The organism is Archangium sp. Cb G35 (assembly GCF_001896145.1).
Taxonomy (GTDB): Bacteria; Myxococcota; Myxococcia; order Myxococcales; family Myxococcaceae; genus Archangium; species Archangium violaceum.
The window spans coordinates 1-21,639 of sequence record NZ_MPOI01000027.1; the positions used below are offsets into that span (position 1 = coordinate 1).

Genomic DNA, 21,639 nt, shown 5'->3' on the forward strand with positions numbered 1-21,639 from the left:
CGGGGTGGACGGGACCGTGATGGGGACGTTCCCCATCCAGGAGTACAGCTCGGGAAAGACGACGTCGACGACGTTCGACTTCGAGTATGACGGGCGGCTGGAGGTCATCTACGCGGACGAGCTGAAGCTGCGCATCTTCGACGGAGTGACGGGAGCGCTGCGCTGGGAGACGGCGCACAGCTCGGGCACGACGCACGAGTTCCCGATTGTGGCGGACGTGGACGGGGACGGGGCGGCGGAGATCGTGACGGTGGAGAACAACCACGGCGCTCCGGGCTTCAACGGCGTGCGTGTGTGGCACGACAAGAAGGAGGGTTGGGCCGGGACGCGCAAGATATGGAACCAGCACGCCTACAGCATCACGAACGTGAACAACGACGGAACGATTCCGGCGGTGCAGGCGGCGAACTGGCTCAACCCCAAGCTCAACAACTTCCGCTCCAACGTGGCCAACTACTTTGGTGAAGGGCCGAGCCCCTTCGCGGCCGCGGATCTGCAGGCGTTGGACGTGACGACGTCGTGCGACGGATATGGCTCGCTGGTGCTGGGAGCGCGGGTGCGCAACCAGGGACAGGCGGCGGTGGGGGCGGGAGTGAAGGTGGCCTTCTACAAGGGCAACCCGGCCTCGGGTGGCACGCTGCTGGGCGTGGCCACGGTGACGGACGCGCTGCCGGTGGGCGGTTCGGCCATCGCGACCGTCGTGGTGTCCTCCACCAGCTTCGGCACCACCGAGGTGTGGGCAGTGGTGGATGATGACGGCACGGGCAAGGGCAGCATCTCCGAGTGCCGCGAGGACAACAACGGCGCCTCGGCCACGGGCAACCTGACGTGCGGCGTGACGACGCCGACGAACAAGCCGCCGGTGGCGCTGTGCCGCGATGTCACGGTGAACGCCGACGTGTACTGCACGGGCAGCGCGAGTGTGAACAACGGCAGCTACGACCCGGACAACGGGCCGTCGCCGCTGTCCATCAGCGAGGTGCCCTACACGTCGCTGCCCCTGGGCACGCACCCCGTCACGCTGACGGCCTCGGATGGCGCGGCGAGTGACCAGTGCGTGGGCAACGTCACCGTGGTGGACAACTCGAAGCCGGCCGTCAGCTGCCCGGCCTCGCAGGTGCTCGAGACGTGCTCGCCCGCGGGCGCCCCGGCCACCTTCGCGGCCTCGGCCACGGACACCTGCGGTCCGGCCACCCTGTCGTGCTCGTACGCCTCGGGCTCCACCTTCCCGGTGGGCGAGACGCCCGTCACCTGCTCGGCCAGGGATGACGCTGGCAACACGGACTCCTGCGGCTTCAAGGTGACGGTGACTGGCGACACCACGCCGCCGGTGATCAGCTGCCCGACCTCTCCGATCGTCATCAGGGCCTGCGCCCCGAATGGCACCCGGGTCACCTACGCGACCTCGGCCACGGACAACTGCGGCGCGGTGCCCGTCAACTGCTCGCATCCCTCGGGCTCCACCTTCCCGGTGGGCGAGACGCCCGTCACCTGCTCCACCCAGGACGCTTTCGGCAACACGGCCTCCTGCAACTTCTCGGTGATCGTGGGCAGCACGGGCGGTGGCGGCGGCGGCGGTGGTGGCGGCGGCGGTGATGACGATGACGACGATGGCCACGGCGGCGGTGGTGGTCACGACGACGACGACGATGGCCACGGCGGCGGTGGTGGTGGTCACGACGACGACGACGATGGCCACGGCGGCGGTGGTGGCGGTCACCACGATGGCGACGGCTGTGGTGGCAACCACGGCGGTGGCGGCCACGGCGGTGGTCACGACGATGACGACGATGGTCATGGCAACGGCGGTGGTGGCCACGACGATGACGACGATGGTCATGGCAACGGCGGTGGTGGCGGTCACCACGACGGTGATGGCTGCGGGAAGAACCACGGCCGCAATGACCTCACCGCTACTCGTCAGACCACCACCCACTTCAAGGGCGATAACTGTGGCGGCGGTCACGGCGGTGGCGGCCATGGCGGTGGCGGCCACGACGATGACGACGATGGTCATGGCAACGGCGGCGGTGGTGGCCATGGCGGTGGCGGCCACGACGATGACGACGACGGTCATGGCAACGGCGGCGGCGGGCACCACGATGGTGACGGCTGCGGCGGTGGCCACGGCGGCGGCCACGACGACGATGACGATGGCAACGGCGGCGGTGGTGGTGGCGGCGGCGACGACGTCTGCGGCTACTGCAACGACGGCGCGCCCGTGGCCGGAGCGGACAAGGGCGTGCAGCTCTGGTCGCCCAATCACAAGTACGTGACCCTGTCGCTGTCCGACTGCGCCCAGCCGGCGACGGACTCGTGCGGCAATACGCTGCCGATCGACACGTACGGTCATGTGCTCCGCGTCACCTCGGATGAGGTGGAGGATGCCAATGGCAACGGTGACGGCCGCACCTGCGAGGACATGTCCATCATCGTGGGCAAGTCGTTCGTGCAGCTGCGCGCGGAGCGCGAGGGCAAGGGGGATGGCCGCGTCTACACCATCCACTACGCCATCACCAACGACGCTGGCCTCTCCACCGAGGCCACCTGCCGTGTGCTCGTTCCGCACGACCAGTCCGGCCGCACGGTGGTGGACAGCGGTGTGAAGTACTGCGTCGGCACGGGGTGCCCCGAGGGCACCACCGAGGGCAGCCCGCTCTGCAAGTGAGTTCGTAATCGGGTGAAGTGGCGCGGGGCCCGGGACCAGCGGTTGGTCCCGGGCCCTTCGCTTTTCTGGAGGTTTCGAGGGCGGGCGCTGGCGTGGTTTGATTCGGGCCCATGCGCTCGTTGCAAGCCCGGCTGCTCGCCCCCACCGACATCGCGCCGCTGGTCTGGTTCCGGCTCGTCTTCGGCGTGGCGATGGTGGTCGAGGTCTTCCGCTACTTCTCCCGTGGATGGATCAAGAGCTACTACATCGAGCCATCCTTCTTCTTCAGCTACTACGGCTTCGATTGGGTCAAGCCCTGGCCGGGCGATGGGATGTACGTCCACTTCGCGGCGCTCGGCGTGTTGGGGGCGATGATCGCCGCGGGCTTCTCGTATCGGGCCGCCATGCCCCTGTTCTGGCTCGGGATCACGTACGTCTTCCTGCTGGACCAGACCCAGTACCTCAATCACATGTACCTGGTGTGCCTCCTGGCCTTCCTGCTCATCTGGTTGCCAGGAGGCAGTGCCTTCGCGCTCGATGCGCGGCTGGGGCTCGCTCGTCCGCGAGACACCGTGCCCACCTGGATGCTCTGGCTCGTCCGCGCGCAGATCGGCCTCGTCTATTTCTTCGGTGGGATTGCCAAGCTCGAGTCGGACTGGCTCAGCGGTGTGCCGGGCTCGATGTTCCTTCGCGGATGGGAGCTCACCGAACCGCTCGCAGGGCACGAGTGGGCGGCTCGCGCGTTCGCGCTCAGTGGAGCCGCGTTCGATCTGCTCGTCGTGCCCGGATTGCTCTGGCCCCGCTCCCGCCCCTGGGCCATCGGTGCCGTGCTGGTGTTCCATCTCACCAACGCCCAGCTCTTCCGGATCGGCATCTTCCCCTGGCTCATGCTCGCCGTGACGCCGATCTTCCTCGAGCCCGCGACGGTGCGGCGGTGGCTCGAGCGGTGGTGGCCCTGGCGTACGCCCAAGGCCGTGGCGGCTCCCGTGAGTCCCCGATGGCAACGGGCCGGGCTCGCCTTCTTCGGGCTCTGGCTCGCGCTCCAGTGCCTCCTGCCCCTGCGCCACTGGTTCTATCCGGGCGAGGTCAACTGGACCGAGGAGGGTCACAACTTCTCCTGGCACATGAAGCTGCGCAACAAGGAGGGCATGGTCCGCTACTACGCGAGGGATCCCCGCACGGGTGCGAAGTGGAAGGTCGACCCCAGGCCCCTGCTCAGCAACCGCCAGTACCAGAAGATGTCGACGCGGCCGGACATGGTCCAGCAGTTCGCCCATGAGCTCGCGCGCCGGTACGAGCGGGAAGGGCGCCCGGGCCTGGAGATCTACGCGGACATGCGGGTGTCGTTGAACGGCCGCCCGCGCCAGCGGCTGGTGGACGCGGACGTCGACCTCGCCACCCAGCCCTGGACCTGGAAGTCCGCCTCGTGGCTCGTCCCACTCGGTGATGAGCCGCTCGTCTTCTCCCGGGCGGTGGAGCCCTGAGGTGAGCCCCCGCCGGGAGGTACGCGCCGACCATGATCGGACGTCCATCGTCGTGTATCAGGCCTATCCGGACGCCATCGCGGATGTGGCGCTCGAGCGGCAACGGTTCGGTCCTCCGTTCTCGCTGAACCGGATGACGTGGATCAAACCCAGCTTCCTGTGGCTGATGGAGCGCAGCAACTGGGGGCTCAAGTCAGGGCAGGAACGGATCCTCGCCGTGCGCCTGCGGCGGGAGGGATGGGAGGCCGCGCTGGAGCTCGGAGTGCTGACGGGCTTCGAGCCGGGTGCCCATGGCACGCCCCAGCAGTGGGACCGGGACTTCCAGCGCGCTCCGGTCCACATCCAGTGGGATCCGGAGCGCTCTCTGCGAGGACAGTCGCTTCCCCATGACAGCATCCAGGTGGGGCTCGGGCGGACGGTCATCGGCCGCTACGTCGAGGAGTGGATCCTCTCCATCGAGGACCTCACGGAGCGGGTGAGGAAGATCCGCAAGCTCCTCGATGCCGGGCGGGCCGAGCAGGCCACACGGCAGCTCCCGCGGGAGTCCGTCTACCCGGTCCCCGCCCGGCTGACGCGTCAGCTCGGGATGTGAGCGGGGCTCCGGGAAGGGCCACCTGCCGTGGCGAAGGAGGTTTCGGGTAGCATCGCGCCATGCGCGGCTTCTTCCTCCTTTTCGTGTTTTTCGCGGCTGGCTCCGTCCGGGCCGAGCCGGACACCTTTGGCCTGGGGACGGGAAAGGACGGCTACCTGCGCATCGACTCCGGGAGCCGCATCGTCAATCGCTACGCGCGCCTGACCGCCGACGCCGCCGTGGGCGCGAGCGAGCTGCCGGTCTCGGACATCAAGGGCTTCGCCGCCGGAGACCTGGTGCTCGTCCACCAGTCCACGGGCATCGCCGGGCCAGACTCGGGGAATCAGAGGCCCGTCGCTCTCGCTGGAGGCCGGGTGGGCCGCATCGAGTACGCGCGGGTCGCCTCGGTGTCCCCGGGCCTGCTCCGTCTCTCCTCGCCCCTGCTGTATGCCCATACGGGCAACCTCTCACAGGTAGTGTGGGTGCCCGAGTACACCGAGCTGGAGGTGCGCTCGGGGGCCACGCTGCGCGCCGCGCCCTGGGACGGGGGCCTGGGCGGCGTCCTCGCGGTGATGGTCTCCGGACGCCTGCGCAACGATGGGCTCATCACCGTGGACGGCGCGGGCTTCCGGGGCGGTGCTTTCTTCTCCCATGGAAACCTCAACTCGTGCACGGACCTCGATGAGCCGGCGGACAGAGGCGGCGCCTACAAGGGCGAGGGACTGGTGGCCGGCCGTTTCGGCACGGCGGCCGGACGCGGCAACCTGGCCAACGGAGCGGGCGGTGGCATCTGCCACAACTCGGGCGGTGGGGGTGGCGGACATGGAGGACTCGGAGGCAAGGGGGGGCGCTCGGCGCCTGCCGACGGAGAGCAGGACGTGGGCGGAATGGGTGGGGCCCCGGTGGTGTACCTGCCCTACGAGTACCTCGTCTTTGGCGGTGGCGGTGGAGCGGGGGAGGGCAACAACGAAGAGGGTTCGAGCGGCGGGGCCGGAGGTGGGTTGATGCTCCTGCGCGCCACGGAGGTGCGAGGGTCGGGCCGCTTCATCGCCACGGGAGCCACTCCGCCACCAACGCTCGGAGACGACGGCGCGGGCGGTGGAGGGGCGGGAGGGGCCATCTCCATCCGCACGGTGGAGGAAATGGAGTGCGGTGCGGTGGATGCGCGAGGCGGCGCGGGCGGAGACAACAGCGAGCTCGTCTTTCCGCTCGCACCGGGGGGTGGTGGGGCAGGTGGCGTGGTGTTCCTCCAGGGAGAGAGCATCACATGCTCCCGCTCGGTGCTCGCCGGAGCGCCGGGCCGGATGGCGGCGGACGGCGGCACGCATGGCGCTGGCCCCGACAGCGTGGACGTGGGCACGGCATTGGGTACCGCGCAGGTGCTCTCCATTCCCTTCAGCCATCCCGCCTCACCCGTGCTGACGCTGCCGGTGGATGGCGCGATTCAGGTGGAACCTGGGCTCCGCATCGAGGGCCAGGCCCGGGAGAGAGTCACGCGGGTGCTGCTCTTCTTCGATGGCGTGCTCCTGTCCTCCGTCGACACGGGGGCCGATGGACGCTTCTCGTATGACGTCCTCGGAGACCTTCCACCGGGGCTCCACGAGCTGCGCGCCTCCGCGGAGTACCTCGGTGTGCACAGCCCTCCCTCCGCGCCCGTGCGCTTCACGGCCGTGGCCCAGGCGGGGGACGGGGGGACGCCCGACGCCGGAACGGCAGCGGACGGCGGGACGCTCGACGCGGGAACGTCGGGGGAGGGGAGCGGCGGTGGCCCATTGCCGGATGTGCTCGAGCCCCTGGTGCTGGCGGTGGGCTGCGGATGCGGGAGCGCCCCGGGCGCGGGTCTCTGGACCGGGGCGCTGTTGCTGGCCGCGGTGGCCGTGCGCCGCCGCCGCCAGCCGTGAGCCGTCCGGCGCTCAGTTCTCGCCGAACATCAGCCGGCGCACCACGGGCACGGGCGGGTAGCCGTAGGAGACCACGGCGTCATGGAAGCGCTGCAGGGTGAAGTCCTTGCCCCAGCGCGCCTTCGCCTCCTCACGCAGCTCGAGGATCATCTTCTTGCCCAGCGCGTACACCAGGTAGGTGGGATCGCTCGTGCCCCGGCGCGCCTCGCGCTCGGCGTTGATGCGCGTCATGTACGCCTCCTCCTCGAAGAAGCGCACCGCCTGCTCGTACGTCATGCCGCGCGTGTGCAGCGACAGGCCCACCATGTACCGCGCCAGCCGCTGCAGGTAGAGCGCCAGCTGGTTCAGCTTCAGCTTGTCCGCCGCCACCCCGCTGCCGCCATAGCCCGCCTCCAGCATCATCTGCTCGGTGTACAGGCCCCAGCCCTCGCTGAAGGAGCCGCTGCCCATCAACTGCCGCACCCGCGAGTCCACCTTCTTGTTGGTCCACAGGAACTGCACGTAGTGGCCCGGGTAGGCCTCGTGGATGGAGACGATCTCCAGCGCATGGCGGTTGTAGAAGCTCATGTGCTGCTCCGTCTGCTCGGCGTTCCAGGACGGGTCCGGCGGCGTGACGTAGTAGTAGGCCTCCGTGGCGGTCGTCTCGAAGGGGCCCGGCGTGTTCATGCTCGCGAAGGAGAGCGCCCGGTTGAAGCTCGGCGTCTCCGCCACCTGCGCCCGCACCTCGCTCGGGATGGTGATGATGCGGTGGTCCACCAGGAACTGGCGGATCGTCTCCAGCGTCGCCCGCGTGGTGGGCACCAGCTCCGCCGGCGTGGGGTGCTCCTTGCCCAGCTCCCGGTACACGTCCATGGGCGCCTTCCTGGCGTCCAGCCGGCGTGCCACCTCGCGGAACTCGTCCTGGGTGCGCTTCAGCTCCGCCCGGCCCCAGGCCAGCAGGCTGTCGATGTCCTCGGTGACGCCCTCCTCGTAGGAGAGCTTCCGGCGGTAGATGGACTCACCAATGGCGAAATCCCCGTTGGAGCGCGGCAGCAGGTCCTCGCGCAGGAAGCGCACGTAGTCCTCCAGCGCCGCCAGGGCCTTGGCTTGCTCCCGCGCGAAGGACTCCTGGAGGGCCGCGTCCTTCACGGGCGCGAAGGCCTGGGGCAGGGTGCTGGCGAAGAGCGAGCGCGTGCCGTTCGCCTGTTGCAGGGCGATCTCCGTCCACAGCCGGGGCGGGTTCTTCAGCGCCGCCTTTCCCGCGGCGAACACCTCGGGCAGCCGTGCCATGCGTGCCACCGCCGAGCGCATCCGCTGCTCGAGCGGCGCGAAGTCCCGGTTGATGAGCGCATAGACGGAGCTGGAGGCGACGCTCAGGTAGGTGTTGGGGTTGCGCTCCCAGTTCCGCACCTCCTCGATGTCCAGGATGCGGGCCTTCAGGTTGGCCTCGAAGATGTCGTAGTCGGCCTGATCGAGCGGGGGCAGCTGGGAGCGGTCCACCTGTTGGGGGAGGGTGGTGAGCTCCTGTTTCAGGAAGGCGGCCCAGGCCAGCTGCTCCTCCGCGGTGAAGCCGGCGAGCTGGTCATCGTAGGTGTGCAGGCCCCTGCTGGTGGCGGCCTGGGGGAAGCGGCGGAACTGCTCCGCGAAGTGCGCATCGACGATGCGGCGCAGGGTCTGCTTGCCGGGAGACAGCGTGGCCGCGTCCGACTGCGGAGCGGGGCGCGAGGTGGCACAAGCGGACAGCAGGACGAGCAGCGCGGCGGCGAGCGCGCGGGTGGACGGCATGTACAATCAACACCTCCGGTAGGGTCGGGAGCCTCGCCCACCCACGTCCCCGCGACAACCCGGGAGTCGAGGAGCAGGAGATGCACCCGAGTGTTGCCTTCAGCGTCGATGACACGGAGGACTGGGGACTGCCCCTGGCGGGCCCTGGCCTGCTGCTGGACGTCCCCCACGAGGGCCCCTGGCGCCAGCCGCCGTCCCTGCATGTCGAGGCCGCGCCGGGCTATCGGCTGCGCCTGACCAGTGGTGGGCAGCCCCTGTTCTGGGTGCGCATCGACCCCTGGTGGGACCGGTGCGGCTTCCTCCATGGCAACACCAGCGCCCCCTGGGGGCTGCCCCGGCTGTCAGCGGCCGAGGTTCGCGAGGTGGAGCACGCCCCGGGGACGGACAGGTGGTGGGAGGCCTGGCTGTGGCGCCTGGGGCGTGCGCTCGCTCAATCCGAGCATCCGGTGCTTCACGCGGGCCGCTGGTGCTTGCGGCCCCTCCAGACCATCCCCGCCATCAAGGCGTGCCACTACCCCATCAGCACGATGGAGTGGAGTTTCGGCCAGCCGCCGCTCCCGCCCCACTCACCCGAGGGAGTGTTCCGCTTCGAGCGGTTCCGGGTGGAGTCGTGGTCCTCTTATGGCGATCCCTTGGAGATGCGCACGGGGGCGGTGATGCCGCTGCGTGCGCCCTCGCCCGAGGACGATGGGCGGGTGAAGAGCTGGCGAAAGCGCGCACGGGACGGGACGCTGCCGCCCGTGGTGCTGCTCTACGTGGATCTGCTCATGAAGTGGCTGGTGCTCGATGGGCACGACCGCATGCAGGCCGCGCTGCTCGAGGGTGCTCCACCGCCTCTGCTCGGACTCTGGCCGGTTCACGAGGTGGTGTTGCCCGCGCTCCCCGAGAAATATGAGGGCATCATGAAGGCGGCGGAGTACCACCTGCGCGCCGGGAAGACACCGGCGCTCGTCGACAGGGTCAACCGCATGCTGCGGGTCAACTATGCGCGGCACAGGCGGAGCACCGTGACGCGGGGCTGGCCGCTGAAGGGGGGACTCCAGGCCTGGCGGGCCGAGGTGCTCGCCTCCCGCCAGTGGAGTCCCTTCCCGGCGGAAGCCGGGGACTGGGAGTGGTTCGTGTCCGCCCCGTGATCCCTTTCAGGAGTGTGACCGATATTCCCTCTCCCCTCGGGAGAGGGACGGGGTGAGGGTATCTGCCCCCGTTCTTCAACCCGTGGCCCGCATCGTGGACAGGGGGTTCAACCCGGGATGCGTGGCACCCTCACCCCGTCCCTCTCCCGGAGGGCGAGGGGAAATGGCCGCGTTGTCAGCGCTTTTTCTCATGGGCACACCTTCGCGGACATACCTGAAGGGATTTAAAGCAGTTTGTCAGGCGTGATGGGCAGGTCCCGGACTCGCTTTCCCGTCGCGTGGAAGATGGCATTGGCGATCGCGGCCGCCACGCCCACGATGCCAATCTCTCCCAATCCCTTGGCACCGAGCGGATTGACGATCGTGTCCTCCTCCTCCACGAAGAGCACCTCGATGTCCTGCACGTCGGCGTTCACGGGCACGTGGTACTCGGCCAGGTTGTGGTTCATGAACCGGCCGAGCTTCTGATCCAGCACAGACTCTTCTTCCAGTGCCATGCCGAGCCCCCAGACGATCCCACCGAGGATCTGGCTTCGTGCCGTCTTCGGGTTCAAGACACGGCCGCCCGCGATGGCGCTGACCACGCGGGTGACCTTCACGGTGCCAAAATCCTCGTCGACCTTGACCTCCACGAACACGGCCGAGTGTGTGCACAGCGTATAGGCCGATTGTTTGTGTTTGTCGGGCAGGGACACCGTCTGTTCCTCGAGGTGGAGGACTTCCCCGTGCCGCATGGCCGCGGTGATGGACACCGCCCGTGAGGGGTCCTCCTTCGAGCGGATGTGCCCTCCCGCGAAGGACACCTCGTCCAGGCGGGCCTTCGCGAGGGGCGAATCCTTCACCTTCCGGGCGAGCTCGAACAACCGCTCGCGCACCGTCTCGCAAGCCGCCTTCACCGCCGAGCCCACCGATGACACTGTCCACGAACCGCCCTCGAGGGGTGACATGGGCAGAGAGGAATCCCCCAGCTTGAACGTCACATCCTCGACCGGCAGGCCGAGCGTCTCCGCGGCGATCTGGGTCATGACCGTATAGGTCCCGGTCCCGATGTCGGCGGTGGCGCTGCTGACGGTGAGCTTGCCGTCGATGCTCAGCACGGCCTTCGCGCTGGCCGGCTGCTGCATGGCCTCCCAGACGCCGGTGGCCATTCCCCAGCCGATGAGCTGTTTGCCCTCTCGCATCGAGCGCGGTGCCGGGGTCCGTTTGGCCCAGCCGAAGCGTTCGGCACCTTGCTGGTAGCAGGCCCAAAGCTCCTTGCTCGAGAATGGCTTGTCCTCGTTCTGATCCCGCTCCGCGTAGTTCTTCAGCCGAAGCTCCAGCGGATCGATGCCCACCGCGTAGGCCAGCTCATCCATCGCGCATTCCAATGCGTACACGCCCACGGTCGCTCCGGGCGCGCGCATGTCGATGGGCGTATAGGTATCAAGCTGCGCCACCTTGTAGTCCAGCCGGACGTTGTCGCACTGGTAGAGCAGGCCGGACCAGTTGACGATGACCTCGATGTAGTCCTCGAAGCGTGAGGTCTCCGAGACGGTTTCGTGGATGACGGCCTCGAGTTTGCCCTCCGCCGAGGCACCGAGCGCCACCCGCTGCAACGTCGTGGGGCGGTGGCCGAAGGTGAACATCTGCTGGCGGGTCAGCGCCACGCGCACCGAGCGTTTCAGCTCACGCGCGGCCATCACCGCCAGGAAGAGCTGATACTGCGGCCGCAGGCCCGAGCCGAAGGCTCCTCCCACGAAGGGCGAACGCACGCGCACCTCTTCCGGCGAGAGGTGGAACACCTTCGAGACGTACTTCTGGGTGTTCATCACGCCCTGGGTCTTGTCGTAGACGGTGAGCGTGCCGTCGTCCTCGTAGACGACCGTCGTCGCGTGCGGCTCCATCGGGTTGTGGTGCTCGACCGGAGATGAATACTCCGCGTCGACCCGCGCCGCGGCGTTGGCGAGGGCCTTGTCGGCCTGGCCCCTGGGTTTCGGTGGCGGTTCGAAGCCTCCCTTTCCCTCGCCCGGCGCATAGGCCTTCCCTCGCCGGGCCCGCAGGTCCGTTTCGTGTGAGTGGAGTTTGTATTCCACCTGGACGAGAGACGCGGCGTAGCGCGCCACCTCGAGCGTTTCCGCGACGACCAGCGCGATGGGTTGTCCGCTGTAGACGATCTCATCGTCATGGAGCGGCCGGAACGGTGAGCCCGAGGGGGCGTCCTCGTCTTGATAGTTGCGGTCGAACCAGGCGAGCCGCGGCCGGTTCTCGTGCGTGAAGACATGCAGCACGCCCGGGACTGCGAGGGCGGCACTCGTGTCGAGCTTCTTGATCCGCCCCCTGGCGATCGCACCCGACACGACGTAGCCGTAGGTGAGACCAGGGGCGTTGAACTCCGCGGCGTACTTCGCCTCGCCCGTCACCTTGAGGCGGCCATCGACGCGGTTGATGGGCTTTCCAAGCAGGGTCGAGGTCTTCGTCATGACGGCTGCTCCATGCCGGTGGCCTGCTCCAGGGCCCGCACCACGGCCCGTTTCGCCAGTTCGATCTTGAAGGTGTTGTGCCCGAATCCCTTCGCGTCCCGGACGATCGCCTCCGCGACGGAGCGGAAGTTCTCCACGGTGGCGGGCTTGCCACTCAACATCGCCTCGGCTCCCGTGTCGCGCCACGGCATGTGGGCCACACCGCCGAGCGCGAGCCGGGCCTCCCGGATGTGGCCTCCGTCCAGGTCCAACGCGGCGGCCACCGACACGAGCGCGAAGGCATACGACTGTCGATCCCGGATCTTCAGGTAGGTGTAATGTGTGGCGAAGCCCTTCGCGGGCAGGTCCACCGCGGTGATGAGCTCATCGGGCCGCAGATTCGTATCAATCTCTGGTGTATCTCCGGGCAGGCGGTGGAATCCGGAGAAGGGAAGGGTCCGCTCGCCGTCCGGCCCGGTCACGCGGACGGCCGCTCCGAGTGCCGCGAGCGCCACACACATGTCCGAAGGATGGGTGGCGATGCACTTGTCACTGGTGCCCAGGATGGCGTGGATGCGATTGAAGCCGTCAATCGCACCGCAACCCGTGCCGGGCTCCCGTTTGTTGCAGGGTGTAGCCGTGTCGTAGAAGTAATAGCAGCGCGTGCGCTGGAGCAGATTGCCGCCCGTCGTCGCCATGTTTCGCAACTGTGCCGATGCGCCCGCGAGGATTGCTTTCGAGAGCAAGGGATAGCGCCGCTGGACCCGTTCGTCGTAGGCGGTGTCCGCGTTCGTGACGAGCGCGCCGATCCGCAAGCCCCCGTCCTCGTTCTCCTCGATCTTCCCCAGGGGAAGCCGCGTGATGTCGACCAGATGGGCCGGCCGCGAGACATTCTCCTTCATCAAATCGAGAAGGTTGGTGCCGCCCGCGATGAACCGGGCCCTGTCATTCTTCGCGATGGCTCCGACCGCACCCGCGATCGTCTCCGCGCGCTCGAAGGAAAACCGATTCATTGTCCGCCGCTCCCTTCCCGCTCCCGCCGCACCTTGTCGATGGCCGCGAGGATGTTGGGGTAGGCGCCACACCGGCAGAGATTGCCGCTCATCAACTCGCGGATGTCCTCCACCGTCTTCGCCTTGCCCTCGTTGAGCAGCCCCAGGGCGGAGCAGAGCTGCCCGGGAGTGCAGTAACCGCACTGGAAGGCGTCGTGCTCGATGAAGGCCTCCTGGAGCGGATGGAGCGTCTGGCCCGTGGAGAGCCCCTCGACGGTCGTCACCTCCGCTCCGTCCTTCATGACCGCCAGGGTCAGACAGGAATTGATGCGCTTGCCATTGACGAGAACGGTACAAGCCCCGCATTGGCCATGGTCACAACCCTTCTTCGTGCCGGTCAGTCCGAGGGACTCACGCAGCAGGTCGAGCAGGGTCGTCCAGGGCGAGACCTCCAGTTGCTTGTCCACTCCATTGATCCGGAGGGTGAGCCGCTGCGTCGAGGGAGGCCCCGCTGGGGGTTCTCCGGGGGCCGGGTTCCTGGCTGAATGGCTCATGTGACCACCTTCGTGGAGGGACGCTCAGGGGCGTCAATCTCCATCGGCTCGCACGCGGCAGCCGCACGAAGGTCTTCACGCTATCGAGTAGTCGATAACAGGCCCGCCAGGCCGGCCCGCTCCTGTGTTGAAAGCGACGGACCGCACGTCCTACGCGGCCCCACTTCGCGCCGGGCCCAGCGACTCCACGAAGGTGATCAACTCGTCGATGTCGATGGGCTTCACGAAGTGGTGGCGGAAGCCCGCGGCCTGGCTGCGCGAGCGATCCCCGTCCTGGCTGAAGCCGGTGAGCGCGGCGAAGACGGGGCTCGCTCCTCCCAGCCGCTCACGAATGCGCTCGGCGACCCCGTAGCCATCCACCTCGGGCAGGCCGATGTCGAGCAGCGCCACCTCCGGACGGAACGTGTCGGCTTGATGGAGCGCCTGAGGACAGTCGTGTGCCACCGCCACCTCGTACCCGCTCATGCCCAGCAATTCCGCCAGGGCCTCGGCGGCGTCCACGTTGTCGTCCACCACGAGTACGCGGACGCGCTTCCCCGATACCTCCGTTGTCCCGGAGGGCACGGGCGCCTGCTGCTCCTCCGGGGGCAGGGGGGCCTCGGCCTGGGTGTGCCTCGGCAGCCAGACCGTGAAGCGGCTGCCCCGGCCGGGCCCGTCGCTGTGTGCCTCGACCCGGCCTCCATGCTCCTCGACGAGACTCCGCACGAGCGCCAGGCCGAGTCCCAGCCCTCCCTCGCTTCGATCCAGCGTGCGTGGACCCTGGATGAAGGGCTCGAAGAGCCGGGGAATGAGCTCCCGAGCCAGACCCTGGCCATCATCCTCGACCACGAGCCCGATGCCGCCATCGTGTGCTCCGGCCTGGAGCCGGAGGTGTCCGCCAGGAGGCGTGTACTTCGCCGCGTTCGTGAGCAGGTTGGCGACCACCTGCGTCAGCCGATCGGCATCCCCCAGCACCGGAAGGCCGGAAGGGGATACATCGGTTTCGAGCACGTGCCGCCGCCGCTCGATGAGCGGGGCCGCCGCCTCCACCGCCCGGGCGATCGCGGAGGAGAGCTCGAGCGGCTCGCGGTGGAGTGACAGCTGTCCTCGCGCGAGCCGTGCCATGTCGAGCAGATCATCCACGAGGCGCACGACGTGCCGGAGCTGCCGGGAGATGACCTCATGCTCGGGAGTCTGCGCGAGACCCCGCCTGCGCAGCACCTCCATGGACGTGACGATCGGCGCGAGCGGGTTGCGCAGCTCGTGCCCGAGCATGGCGAGGAACACGTCCTTGGCCTTCGTGGCCTCGACGGCCGTGGCGCGTGCCGTCTCGGCGGCGGCGAGGTTCGCGTCCCGCTCCCGCTCCCGTTCCCGCAGCAGCCGTCCGGAGCGCTCCAGCGCCTCGCCCAGTTGCGCGAGCTCGCGCACGCCGGACGGCTCCATGTGGGGAGGGTTTCCCTGGGCGAGGGCGGCGGCGGCGTCCGAGGCCTGGATGATGGAGCGCTCGATGCGCCGGGAAAAGAGCCAGGCGCCGCCCGTGCTCGCGAGCAACAGCGCGAGCCCGAGTCCTCCCACGGCGAGCATCGAATCGGTCACCGGCGCGTCGAGGATCCGCCGGGGACTGACGACCGCCGCGGTCCAATCCGATGGCTGGGTCCGGCTGAACGCCACGTAGACGGGCGCCCCGTCCATCGACACATCGGAGTACACGCCCTCGAGCGAGGCCCGGGTTCTCTCGTGGAACGAGGGTGTCGACTGCTGGCCAACGAAGCGCGCGGGAGCCCGGGTGCGGGCCGCCACCCTGCCTCGAGGGTCCACCAACGTGCGCGTCCACTCCTCGCTCTCGCTCGAGGGGTTGGCCACGATGCCCGCGAGGAGCGCCGGGGTGATGACGGCCGTCAACACGTAGCGGAGCTCGCCGTCGCGCATCACCGGCACCCGGATGGGAAATGCCAGTGCCCGCTGCTTGCCCCGGCCCACGGTGATGCCTCCGACCGCGGGCTGGCGCGTCTCGAGGACGCGCGCGAAGCTCTCCTGTTCGGCGAGGGGCGGGAGCGAGGCTCCCCACGGATGGTTCGTGTTGAGCAGAATCCTTCCATCCGTGGAGATCAACATCACCTGCTTCCACGATGGCTGGGTGCGGCTCACCCGCCCGCATTCCGCGTGGAAGGCTTCCAACTCATCGCGCTCCAGATGTTCAGACTCGGCCAGGGCCTGGAGCGTCCGGATGGAGCCGGACATCTCCCGCTCGAAGGCCGTGGCCAGGATGCGCGCCGAACGGAGCACCCGCCGCTCGGCGTCCTTGCGCTCCAGGCGCGCCAGCTGGAAGACCATGATCGCGGCGAAGACGACGACGGGAAGCAGCGTGCCGGCCGCGAGCCGGACGAGATGCCAGCGGAGTGGGAGGGAGGGGGCCGGGGAGGACAAGGGGAGACTCCCCGGCACCGTAGCCGGAGCACCGTGGGCCGTGCAAACGAGGCGGTGCCCCGGTGTCTACAATTGCCTCAGCCCAGCGAGACCTCGAGCCGGGACATGGCGCGCATGATGGGGTGCGGCTGGAACTCCGGCTCGCCCAGCAGCCGCATGTTCGGGAAGCGCTGCACCAGCGTGCCCACGACGATGTCCAGCTCCTGCCGGGCGAGCGCCGCGCCCAGGCAGAAGTGCTGGCCCGCGCCGAACGCAATGGTCTGGCTCACGTCGCGGCGGATGTCGAAGCGCTCCGGCTCCGGGAAGACCTCGGGATCGTGGAGCGCGGCCGTGACGAAGGGGATGACCATCTGGCCCTTGCGGATCTTCTGGCCGGCGAACTCCAGCTCCTCCTTGGCGAACTTGGGGAGGCCGCCCTTGCCGAAGAGATCGTAACGCAGGGACTCCTCGATGGTGTTGCGGATCAGCGAGGGGTCCGCGCGCAGCTGGGCGAGCTGCTCCGGATGGCGCAGCAGGCTGTAGAGCGCCCAGTTGGCCGCGTGCACCGTGGTGTCGGAGCCTGCGGTGATGAGCGCCTGGATGAGGGAGATCATCTCATCCTCGGTGAGCTTGCTCCCGCCATCGTGCGCGGTGATGAGGGTGCTGAGCAGATCGTCCTCGAGCAGGTGCTCGCGGCGATCGGCGATGAGCTCGCGGATCATGCGGACCCACCGCGGCATCGGGGCGATGAGCGCGAAGAGCTCCTCGGGCTTGTTGAAGGTGATGGAGGCGCGGATCACCGTGAGCCCGAAGGCGCGGAACTCGGCGCGCATCGCGTCCGGAATCTTCAGCATGTCGCTGATGACGCGCATGGGCAGCGGCTCGGTGACGGACGTGAGATTGACCCGGTCTCCCTTCACGTTCTCGGCGATGATGTCGTCGACGGCCTTCTGGATTTCCCCGCGCATCCGCTCGGCGGCCCGGGGGGTGAAGGCGCCGCTGACGAGCCTGCGCACGCGGGTGTGATCGGCGTCGGCCAGGCCGAAGAGGCCGTTGTCCATCATCTTCTTGTACTCGGCATGCTCGGGAGGCCAGGCCGAGGTGTTCTGGGCGAACTCCCAGACACGGTAGTCATTGCTGAAGCGGCGATCGAGCAGCAGGGCCCTGACGTCCTTGTGACGGCTGAAGACGAGAGCGTCCCCCCGCGGCTTCCAGTTGTAGACAGGTGCCTGCTCCCGCAGCCACTTGTAGGTGGGGTAGGGATTGGTGACGAAGGCGGGATCATCCAGATTGAGGACGAAGTCTGGGCCAAACTCTCGCGTCGAGGATGTCTGCATCATGGCTCTCGGGGTGGAGGGAAGCGGCCATGAGCGTATCGTGCGAAGCGCGCCTGGTGCACCGGATGGACGCCGATGCACGTTTCTAGAATTCCCAGTACGTGGGAAAGCCTGTCAGCAGTGCGCCACGGGAGCCTTCATGGTGAAGAGGAGCACGGGGCGCACGAGCGCCTCGAGCTCGGCCTCGTGGTGGAGCTGCTGGGCCGCGGCGCTCCGGAGCTCCCGCTTGCCGGAGAGCAGGTAGCTCGCGCCGATGAGCGCCAGGGCCGTGACGTAGATGGCGAGTTCCAGGTTCATGCACTGGTAGTGCTCGCGAGGGCTCTTTGTGACGAGCCACCCGGCTCGACGTGCACCACCACGTCCACCACCTCGGGGAACTCGGCCTGCAAGCGGGCTTCCACGGCGTCGGCCAGCTCGTGCGCCTGGGCGGTGGTGAGCAGGGGATCCACCTCGATCTTCAGGTCCACGTACACCGTCCCCTCCATTCCCCGGCTGCGCACGTCGCGGCACGAGCGCACGCCTGGCACCTGGCGGGTGAGGAGGTTCATCACCTTCTGCGGATCCAAGCGCGCCGTGTCCGAGAGGATGCCCACCGCCTGCTTGACGATGCCCCACGCCACCCGGGCCACCACCACCAGCACGGCCAACGTGACGATGCCGTCCGCCTTGGGGAAGCCCAGCGACACCAGCCCCATGGAGCCGAGCACCGCCAGCGTCACGCCCACGTCCGACAGCGTGTGCCGCGCGTCCGCCAGCAGCAGCGGGCTCTGCAGCTTCTCGCCCTGTTTGCGCTCGAGGGTGGTGACGGCCAGGTTGACCAGCAACGTGCCCACCATCACCCCCGCCATGAGCGGCGTCACCGTGGGGTGCCGGTCGTGCAGCAGCGAGTCGAGCGCCATGCGCCCCAGCTCCAGCATGGCGACGCCGATCAACATCCCGATGCCCAGCGAGGCCAGGGCCTCGAACTTGCCGTGGCCATAGGGGTGATCCTCGTCCGCGGGGCGGGCGGCCACGGACATGGCCACCAGGCCGAGCACGTTGGAGCCTCCGTCGATAAAGGAGTGCACGCCGTCCGCGGTCACCGCGGCCGAGTCACTCATCCACCCGAAGACGATTTTCGCCACCGCCACGGCCCAGTTGGCCACGAGGATGGCGGCGAGCACGTTGCGCACCTTCCGGTTGCGCTCGATCAGCGAGGAAGCATCCACGCGGCGCAACCTAGTGCCAACGGGGCCCACACGCGAGCCTTCCCGGGCGCTCGTGTCGTCAGTTGGGCTGACGGAAGAGCCGCATCCGGGGGCCGCCGCCCATCTCCATGAAGAAGCCGAACTTGAAGCGCACCTTGGAGTCGTCCTCCAGGAGGCCCGGCGGCGGATTGGGGAAGGGCTGCGCCTTCTTGAAGGACTCCACGGCCGCCAGGTCCAGGAAGTCCAGTCCGCAGCTCTTCTCGACGGTGATGCTGGCCACCCGTCCGTTCTCGTCCAGGGTGACGTTGACCAGGGTGTAGCGATCCCTGCCGCTGTAGGTCTGCCCCGTGGGGTCGCGCATCATCAGCGCCGCGTTGGGATCCCACTGCGTGCCCACGCTCTGCTTCACCCGGTTGAAGAAGCTGGCGTACTTCCACTCGCGGGTATTGAGGTAGGTGCCATCTCCCTCCTCCGCGTCCTTGAGGTGATCATTGGGCGCCCCGCCGATGATCTGATCCATCACCGCCTGCGAGGGCATCAGCCTGGCCATCCCCGGAGAGCCCAGGCGGCCCTGGGAGCCCTCCTCGCTGTCCTCGAAGCCCTGCTGGATGCGCAGCCGCTTGGAGTTGCCGGCCACCTCGTCGCTCTCGTCGCTGTTGTTCACCTCCATGCCCGGGCCGGGCGAGGCGGGATCCTGCTTGAGGGCGATCTCCTGGCGCTTCTTGGCGTCGGGCAGCTCGAAGGCGGACTTCTTGCCGCCTTCCTTCATGGGCCGCTCGTCCGCGCCCATGCCGTTGTTGCCGGCGACGTGCGGCGCCGTCTCGTCGCTGGCCCCCGAGCCCTCGCGGGGCTGGCGCGCCGTCGTCTGCGGCATGGCGTTGCGGTAGAAGGGCGTCTGCTCCTTCGCGCGCGTTTCCTTCTCCACCTTGTTGTCGTGCTCGGCGAGGTACTTGGCGTCCGGCGCTTCCTGCTGGTTGCCCGGGGCCACGTCCACCACCTGGCCCTTGGGCTTCTCCTCGGGCTTCTTCTTCTCCGGCTTCTTCTGCTCGAGGGGAGGGGGCACCTTGGCGTTGGGCGCCTGGGGACCGCGGTTCTTCGCCCACTCCTGCGCACTCAGGGGGCGCATGACGACGGCACTCGCCGGCTTGGGAGGCTTGGGCTCGGGCGGCAGGTTGAGCTGGATGTGGGCCATCAGCGCCAACAGTCCGACGAAGGCGCCATGCACCAGGAGCGCCAGGACGGCGGCAATGAGGTAGCGAGCGGGGTGTTCCCGCCTGCGCCTCCGCCTGGACGTCTGCTCTGGAACCGAAGGACCCGTCGACACGCGTGGTGATGATAACCCCTGAGCGCGTCCCATACTCCCGAGACGTTTTCGAGGCGACAACCTGGGTTGGACCGCTCCCCCTGGAGTGTACGCACTCTTCTAGTAGATGGGCGCGACCTCGGCACCGTTGTAATAGAAACGAAGGATGTCCTGGTAACGCTGCCCGGCCTCGGCCCGGCCGATGGCACCCGTCTGGCACATGCCCACCCCGTGGCCCCAGCCGCCGCCCCGGAAGCGCCAGCCGGTGAGGCGGCCCTCGCCATCCCGCTCCTCCTCCACCAGGGCCATGGCGCTGTTCAGCATCCCGAAGAGCCGGCGGATGTTCAGCTCGCCCCGGACCTGGGTGACGCCCTTCTCGCCCGCCACGGTGAGGGTGCGGGCCCGGCCGGACACTCCCCGCTCACCCAGGCTCAGCGCGTGCACCGGTCCCACCGCGAGGTGCGCCGTGAGCGCGTTCACCTGCTCCACGGTGAAGCGCTTCTCCCAGCGGTACTTGCCCGCCCTCGCGAAGGTGGAGAGGCGGCAGGCCGCGGGCAGCTCCGCCTGGAGGTACTCCGCCAGCGACGCGGGCGTAGGCAGTCCCTCCGCCGGGCCGATCAGATCCGGCCGGCCGCGCAGGCTCGGGTTGGGGGGGCCTCCCCAGACGACGTCATTGTCCTCCGTGTGGCCTCCGCACATGGCGCTGTACACCGAGTCCACCAGCTTGCCGTCCGAGGAGAAGAGCCCCTGGCCTCGCGTGGCCTCCACCGCCGCGCTGGTGCTGGCCGCCTCGCCCGTGCGGCCCCGGTACACCGCGCAGTGCTGCTCGGAGCACAGGAGGTAGGGGTCCGCCAGGTGCTTGATGCCCACCTTCGCCAGCACCTCGCCGCGCGCCGTTACCGCCTGCGCCATGAGGGCCTCCGGGTGGGCACGGGCGTAGATCTCCGAGGGCACCAGCCCCTTGAGCAGCTCCTCCAGCTTCACCACGTTCACCACCGCCAGCGTCCCGTGGCGATCCACCGAGAGCTGCAGCGTGCCGCGGAAGCTCCGGTCCTCGAAGCCGTGGTTGTCGTAGCCGACGTCGTGCTCCACCTGCCGCACGTCGAAGCCGGCGCCGTCCAGCGTCTCCACGAACAGGTTGTCCTGCGCGAGCCCCGCCACGTTGCCCGCCTCGTCCCGCAGCTCGAGGATGGCGCGCGCGGGGGCGCGGACCTCTTCGAAGAGGGTGGTGCGCACACCGAACTGGCGCAGCAGCTCCGCCTGACGATCCGTGGCCTGCTTCGGGGTGAGCTCCTCGTCCAGCAGCAGCAGGTAGCGCCGGTTGTCGATGACCTTTCCGGCGATGCCGTAGAGCGCGCCGAGCACGTGCGCGCGCACCGTCACGCCCCGGGCCTGCCACCGTGACTGCATCTCGGCGAGGCCCTCCTTGTCGGCGAAGGGAAGCTCCTCGAGCTGGATGCGCGCGGACAACTCCGCGGGCGTGCCGTCGGTGACGCGCACCGTCCACATCGAGCCCGCCGGGGCCTCCAGCATCCGCTCCGCTTCCCCGCCGAAGCGCAGCCGCATCCGCCCCCTGGGGGAGAAGCGCACCTCGCGGCGGCCCTGCATCAACCCGATGGGGACTTGCGGCTCACCGCCCCGGAAGTCCAGGCGCTTGAGGCTGTCCGGCCCGGACAATTCACCCGGAGGGGGTGCCTCCAGGGCCGGGATGGCGGGCTTGTCCGGGGGCGCTGGCACGGCGCGGTGCGCGCGGGACGAGGACTCGGAGCGCAGGACCTCCGGAGCCGGCGCGGACGCGGGCTGGCGCGGAGCGGCGCAGGTGACGAGGAGCAGCGCGAGGAGTGGGAGAACGGCTTTGAGCAAAGCCCCCCGACGCTACCTGTGGACGGCCCGCACCGCCACCTCCTGGTTGGATTCCAGGCAGCCAGGGTGGAGGGGTGGCG

15 protein-coding genes are annotated in these 21,639 nt (G+C 68.7%); 5 read left to right on the forward strand and 10 right to left on the reverse strand.

Annotated elements, in window-relative coordinates; translation table 11 throughout:
• The 4 genes from BO221_RS56950 to BO221_RS50730 form a co-directional block, all read left to right on the forward strand.
• A partial coding sequence (locus BO221_RS56950; RefSeq protein WP_233166640.1) for an HYR domain-containing protein occupies positions 1-2,668 on the forward strand: 2,668 nt, incomplete at its 5' end.
• 110 nt (positions 2,669-2,778) lie between these two features.
• Entirely contained in the window at positions 2,779-4,131 is a 1,353-nt protein-coding gene (locus tag BO221_RS50720) for an HTTM domain-containing protein (protein ID WP_083682768.1), read from the forward strand.
• A 1-nt stretch (position 4,132) separates the two neighbouring features.
• On the forward strand, positions 4,133-4,723 hold the full coding sequence (locus BO221_RS50725) for a DUF4291 domain-containing protein (RefSeq protein WP_073568169.1): 591 nt from the start codon (positions 4,133-4,135) through the stop codon (positions 4,721-4,723).
• Positions 4,724-4,782: 59 nt separating this feature from the next.
• A complete protein-coding gene (locus tag BO221_RS50730; protein ID WP_073568170.1) occupies positions 4,783-6,603 on the forward strand; it encodes an MYXO-CTERM sorting domain-containing protein in 1,821 nt (606 codons plus the stop codon).
• A 12-nt stretch (positions 6,604-6,615) separates the two neighbouring features.
• On the opposite strand, the gene BO221_RS50735 is transcribed toward BO221_RS50730, so the two are convergent.
• Positions 6,616-8,367 (reverse strand): DUF885 domain-containing protein, encoded by a 1,752-nt coding sequence (locus BO221_RS50735; protein ID WP_073568212.1) that lies wholly within the window; start codon positions 8,365-8,367, stop codon positions 6,616-6,618.
• An 80-nt stretch (positions 8,368-8,447) separates the two neighbouring features.
• On the opposite strand from BO221_RS50735, the gene BO221_RS50740 reads away from it, so the two are divergent.
• Positions 8,448-9,500: a hypothetical protein gene (locus BO221_RS50740; RefSeq protein ID WP_073568171.1), complete on the forward strand. Its 1,053-nt coding sequence runs from the start codon at positions 8,448-8,450 to the stop codon at positions 9,498-9,500.
• 224 nt (positions 9,501-9,724) lie between these two features.
• Here the strand turns inward: BO221_RS50740 and BO221_RS50745 are convergent, their stop codons facing one another.
• The 9 genes from BO221_RS50745 to BO221_RS50785 form a co-directional block, all read right to left on the reverse strand.
• Positions 9,725-11,959, reverse strand: a complete 2,235-nt coding sequence (locus tag BO221_RS50745) for a xanthine dehydrogenase family protein molybdopterin-binding subunit (RefSeq protein WP_073568172.1) — start codon at positions 11,957-11,959, stop codon at positions 9,725-9,727.
• Positions 11,956-12,951 (reverse strand): xanthine dehydrogenase family protein subunit M, encoded by a 996-nt coding sequence (locus tag BO221_RS50750; RefSeq protein ID WP_073568173.1) that lies wholly within the window; start codon positions 12,949-12,951, stop codon positions 11,956-11,958. The genes BO221_RS50745 and BO221_RS50750 overlap by 4 nt, the downstream gene beginning before the upstream one ends.
• Positions 12,948-13,484 (reverse strand): (2Fe-2S)-binding protein, encoded by a 537-nt coding sequence (locus BO221_RS50755; protein WP_073568174.1) that lies wholly within the window; start codon positions 13,482-13,484, stop codon positions 12,948-12,950. The genes BO221_RS50750 and BO221_RS50755 overlap by 4 nt, the downstream gene beginning before the upstream one ends.
• Before the next feature lie 150 nt (positions 13,485-13,634).
• Positions 13,635-15,890, reverse strand: a complete 2,256-nt coding sequence (locus tag BO221_RS50760; RefSeq protein ID WP_233166641.1) for an ATP-binding protein — start codon at positions 15,888-15,890, stop codon at positions 13,635-13,637.
• A 77-nt stretch (positions 15,891-15,967) separates the two neighbouring features.
• Positions 15,968-17,209 carry a cytochrome P450 gene (locus BO221_RS50765; protein WP_083682769.1) on the reverse strand — a complete coding sequence of 414 codons (1,242 nt, stop codon included), beginning with the start codon at positions 17,207-17,209 and terminating at the stop codon, positions 15,968-15,970.
• 111 nt (positions 17,210-17,320) lie between these two features.
• Complete coding sequence (locus BO221_RS50770; RefSeq protein ID WP_073568177.1) at positions 17,321-17,503, reverse strand: hypothetical protein; 183 nt, start codon at positions 17,501-17,503, stop codon at positions 17,321-17,323.
• Entirely contained in the window at positions 17,500-18,423 is a 924-nt protein-coding gene (locus BO221_RS50775) for a cation diffusion facilitator family transporter (RefSeq protein ID WP_073568178.1), read from the reverse strand. The genes BO221_RS50770 and BO221_RS50775 overlap by 4 nt, the downstream gene beginning before the upstream one ends.
• A gap of 49 nt (positions 18,424-18,472) precedes the next feature.
• On the reverse strand, positions 18,473-19,717 hold the full coding sequence (locus BO221_RS50780) for a cell envelope integrity protein TolA (RefSeq protein WP_073568179.1): 1,245 nt from the start codon (positions 19,715-19,717) through the stop codon (positions 18,473-18,475).
• 99 nt (positions 19,718-19,816) lie between these two features.
• Positions 19,817-21,559, reverse strand: coding sequence for a SpoIID/LytB domain-containing protein (locus tag BO221_RS50785; RefSeq protein ID WP_073568180.1), 1,743 nt, complete (start codon positions 21,557-21,559; stop codon positions 19,817-19,819).
• Positions 21,560-21,639: the final 80 nt, after the last annotated feature.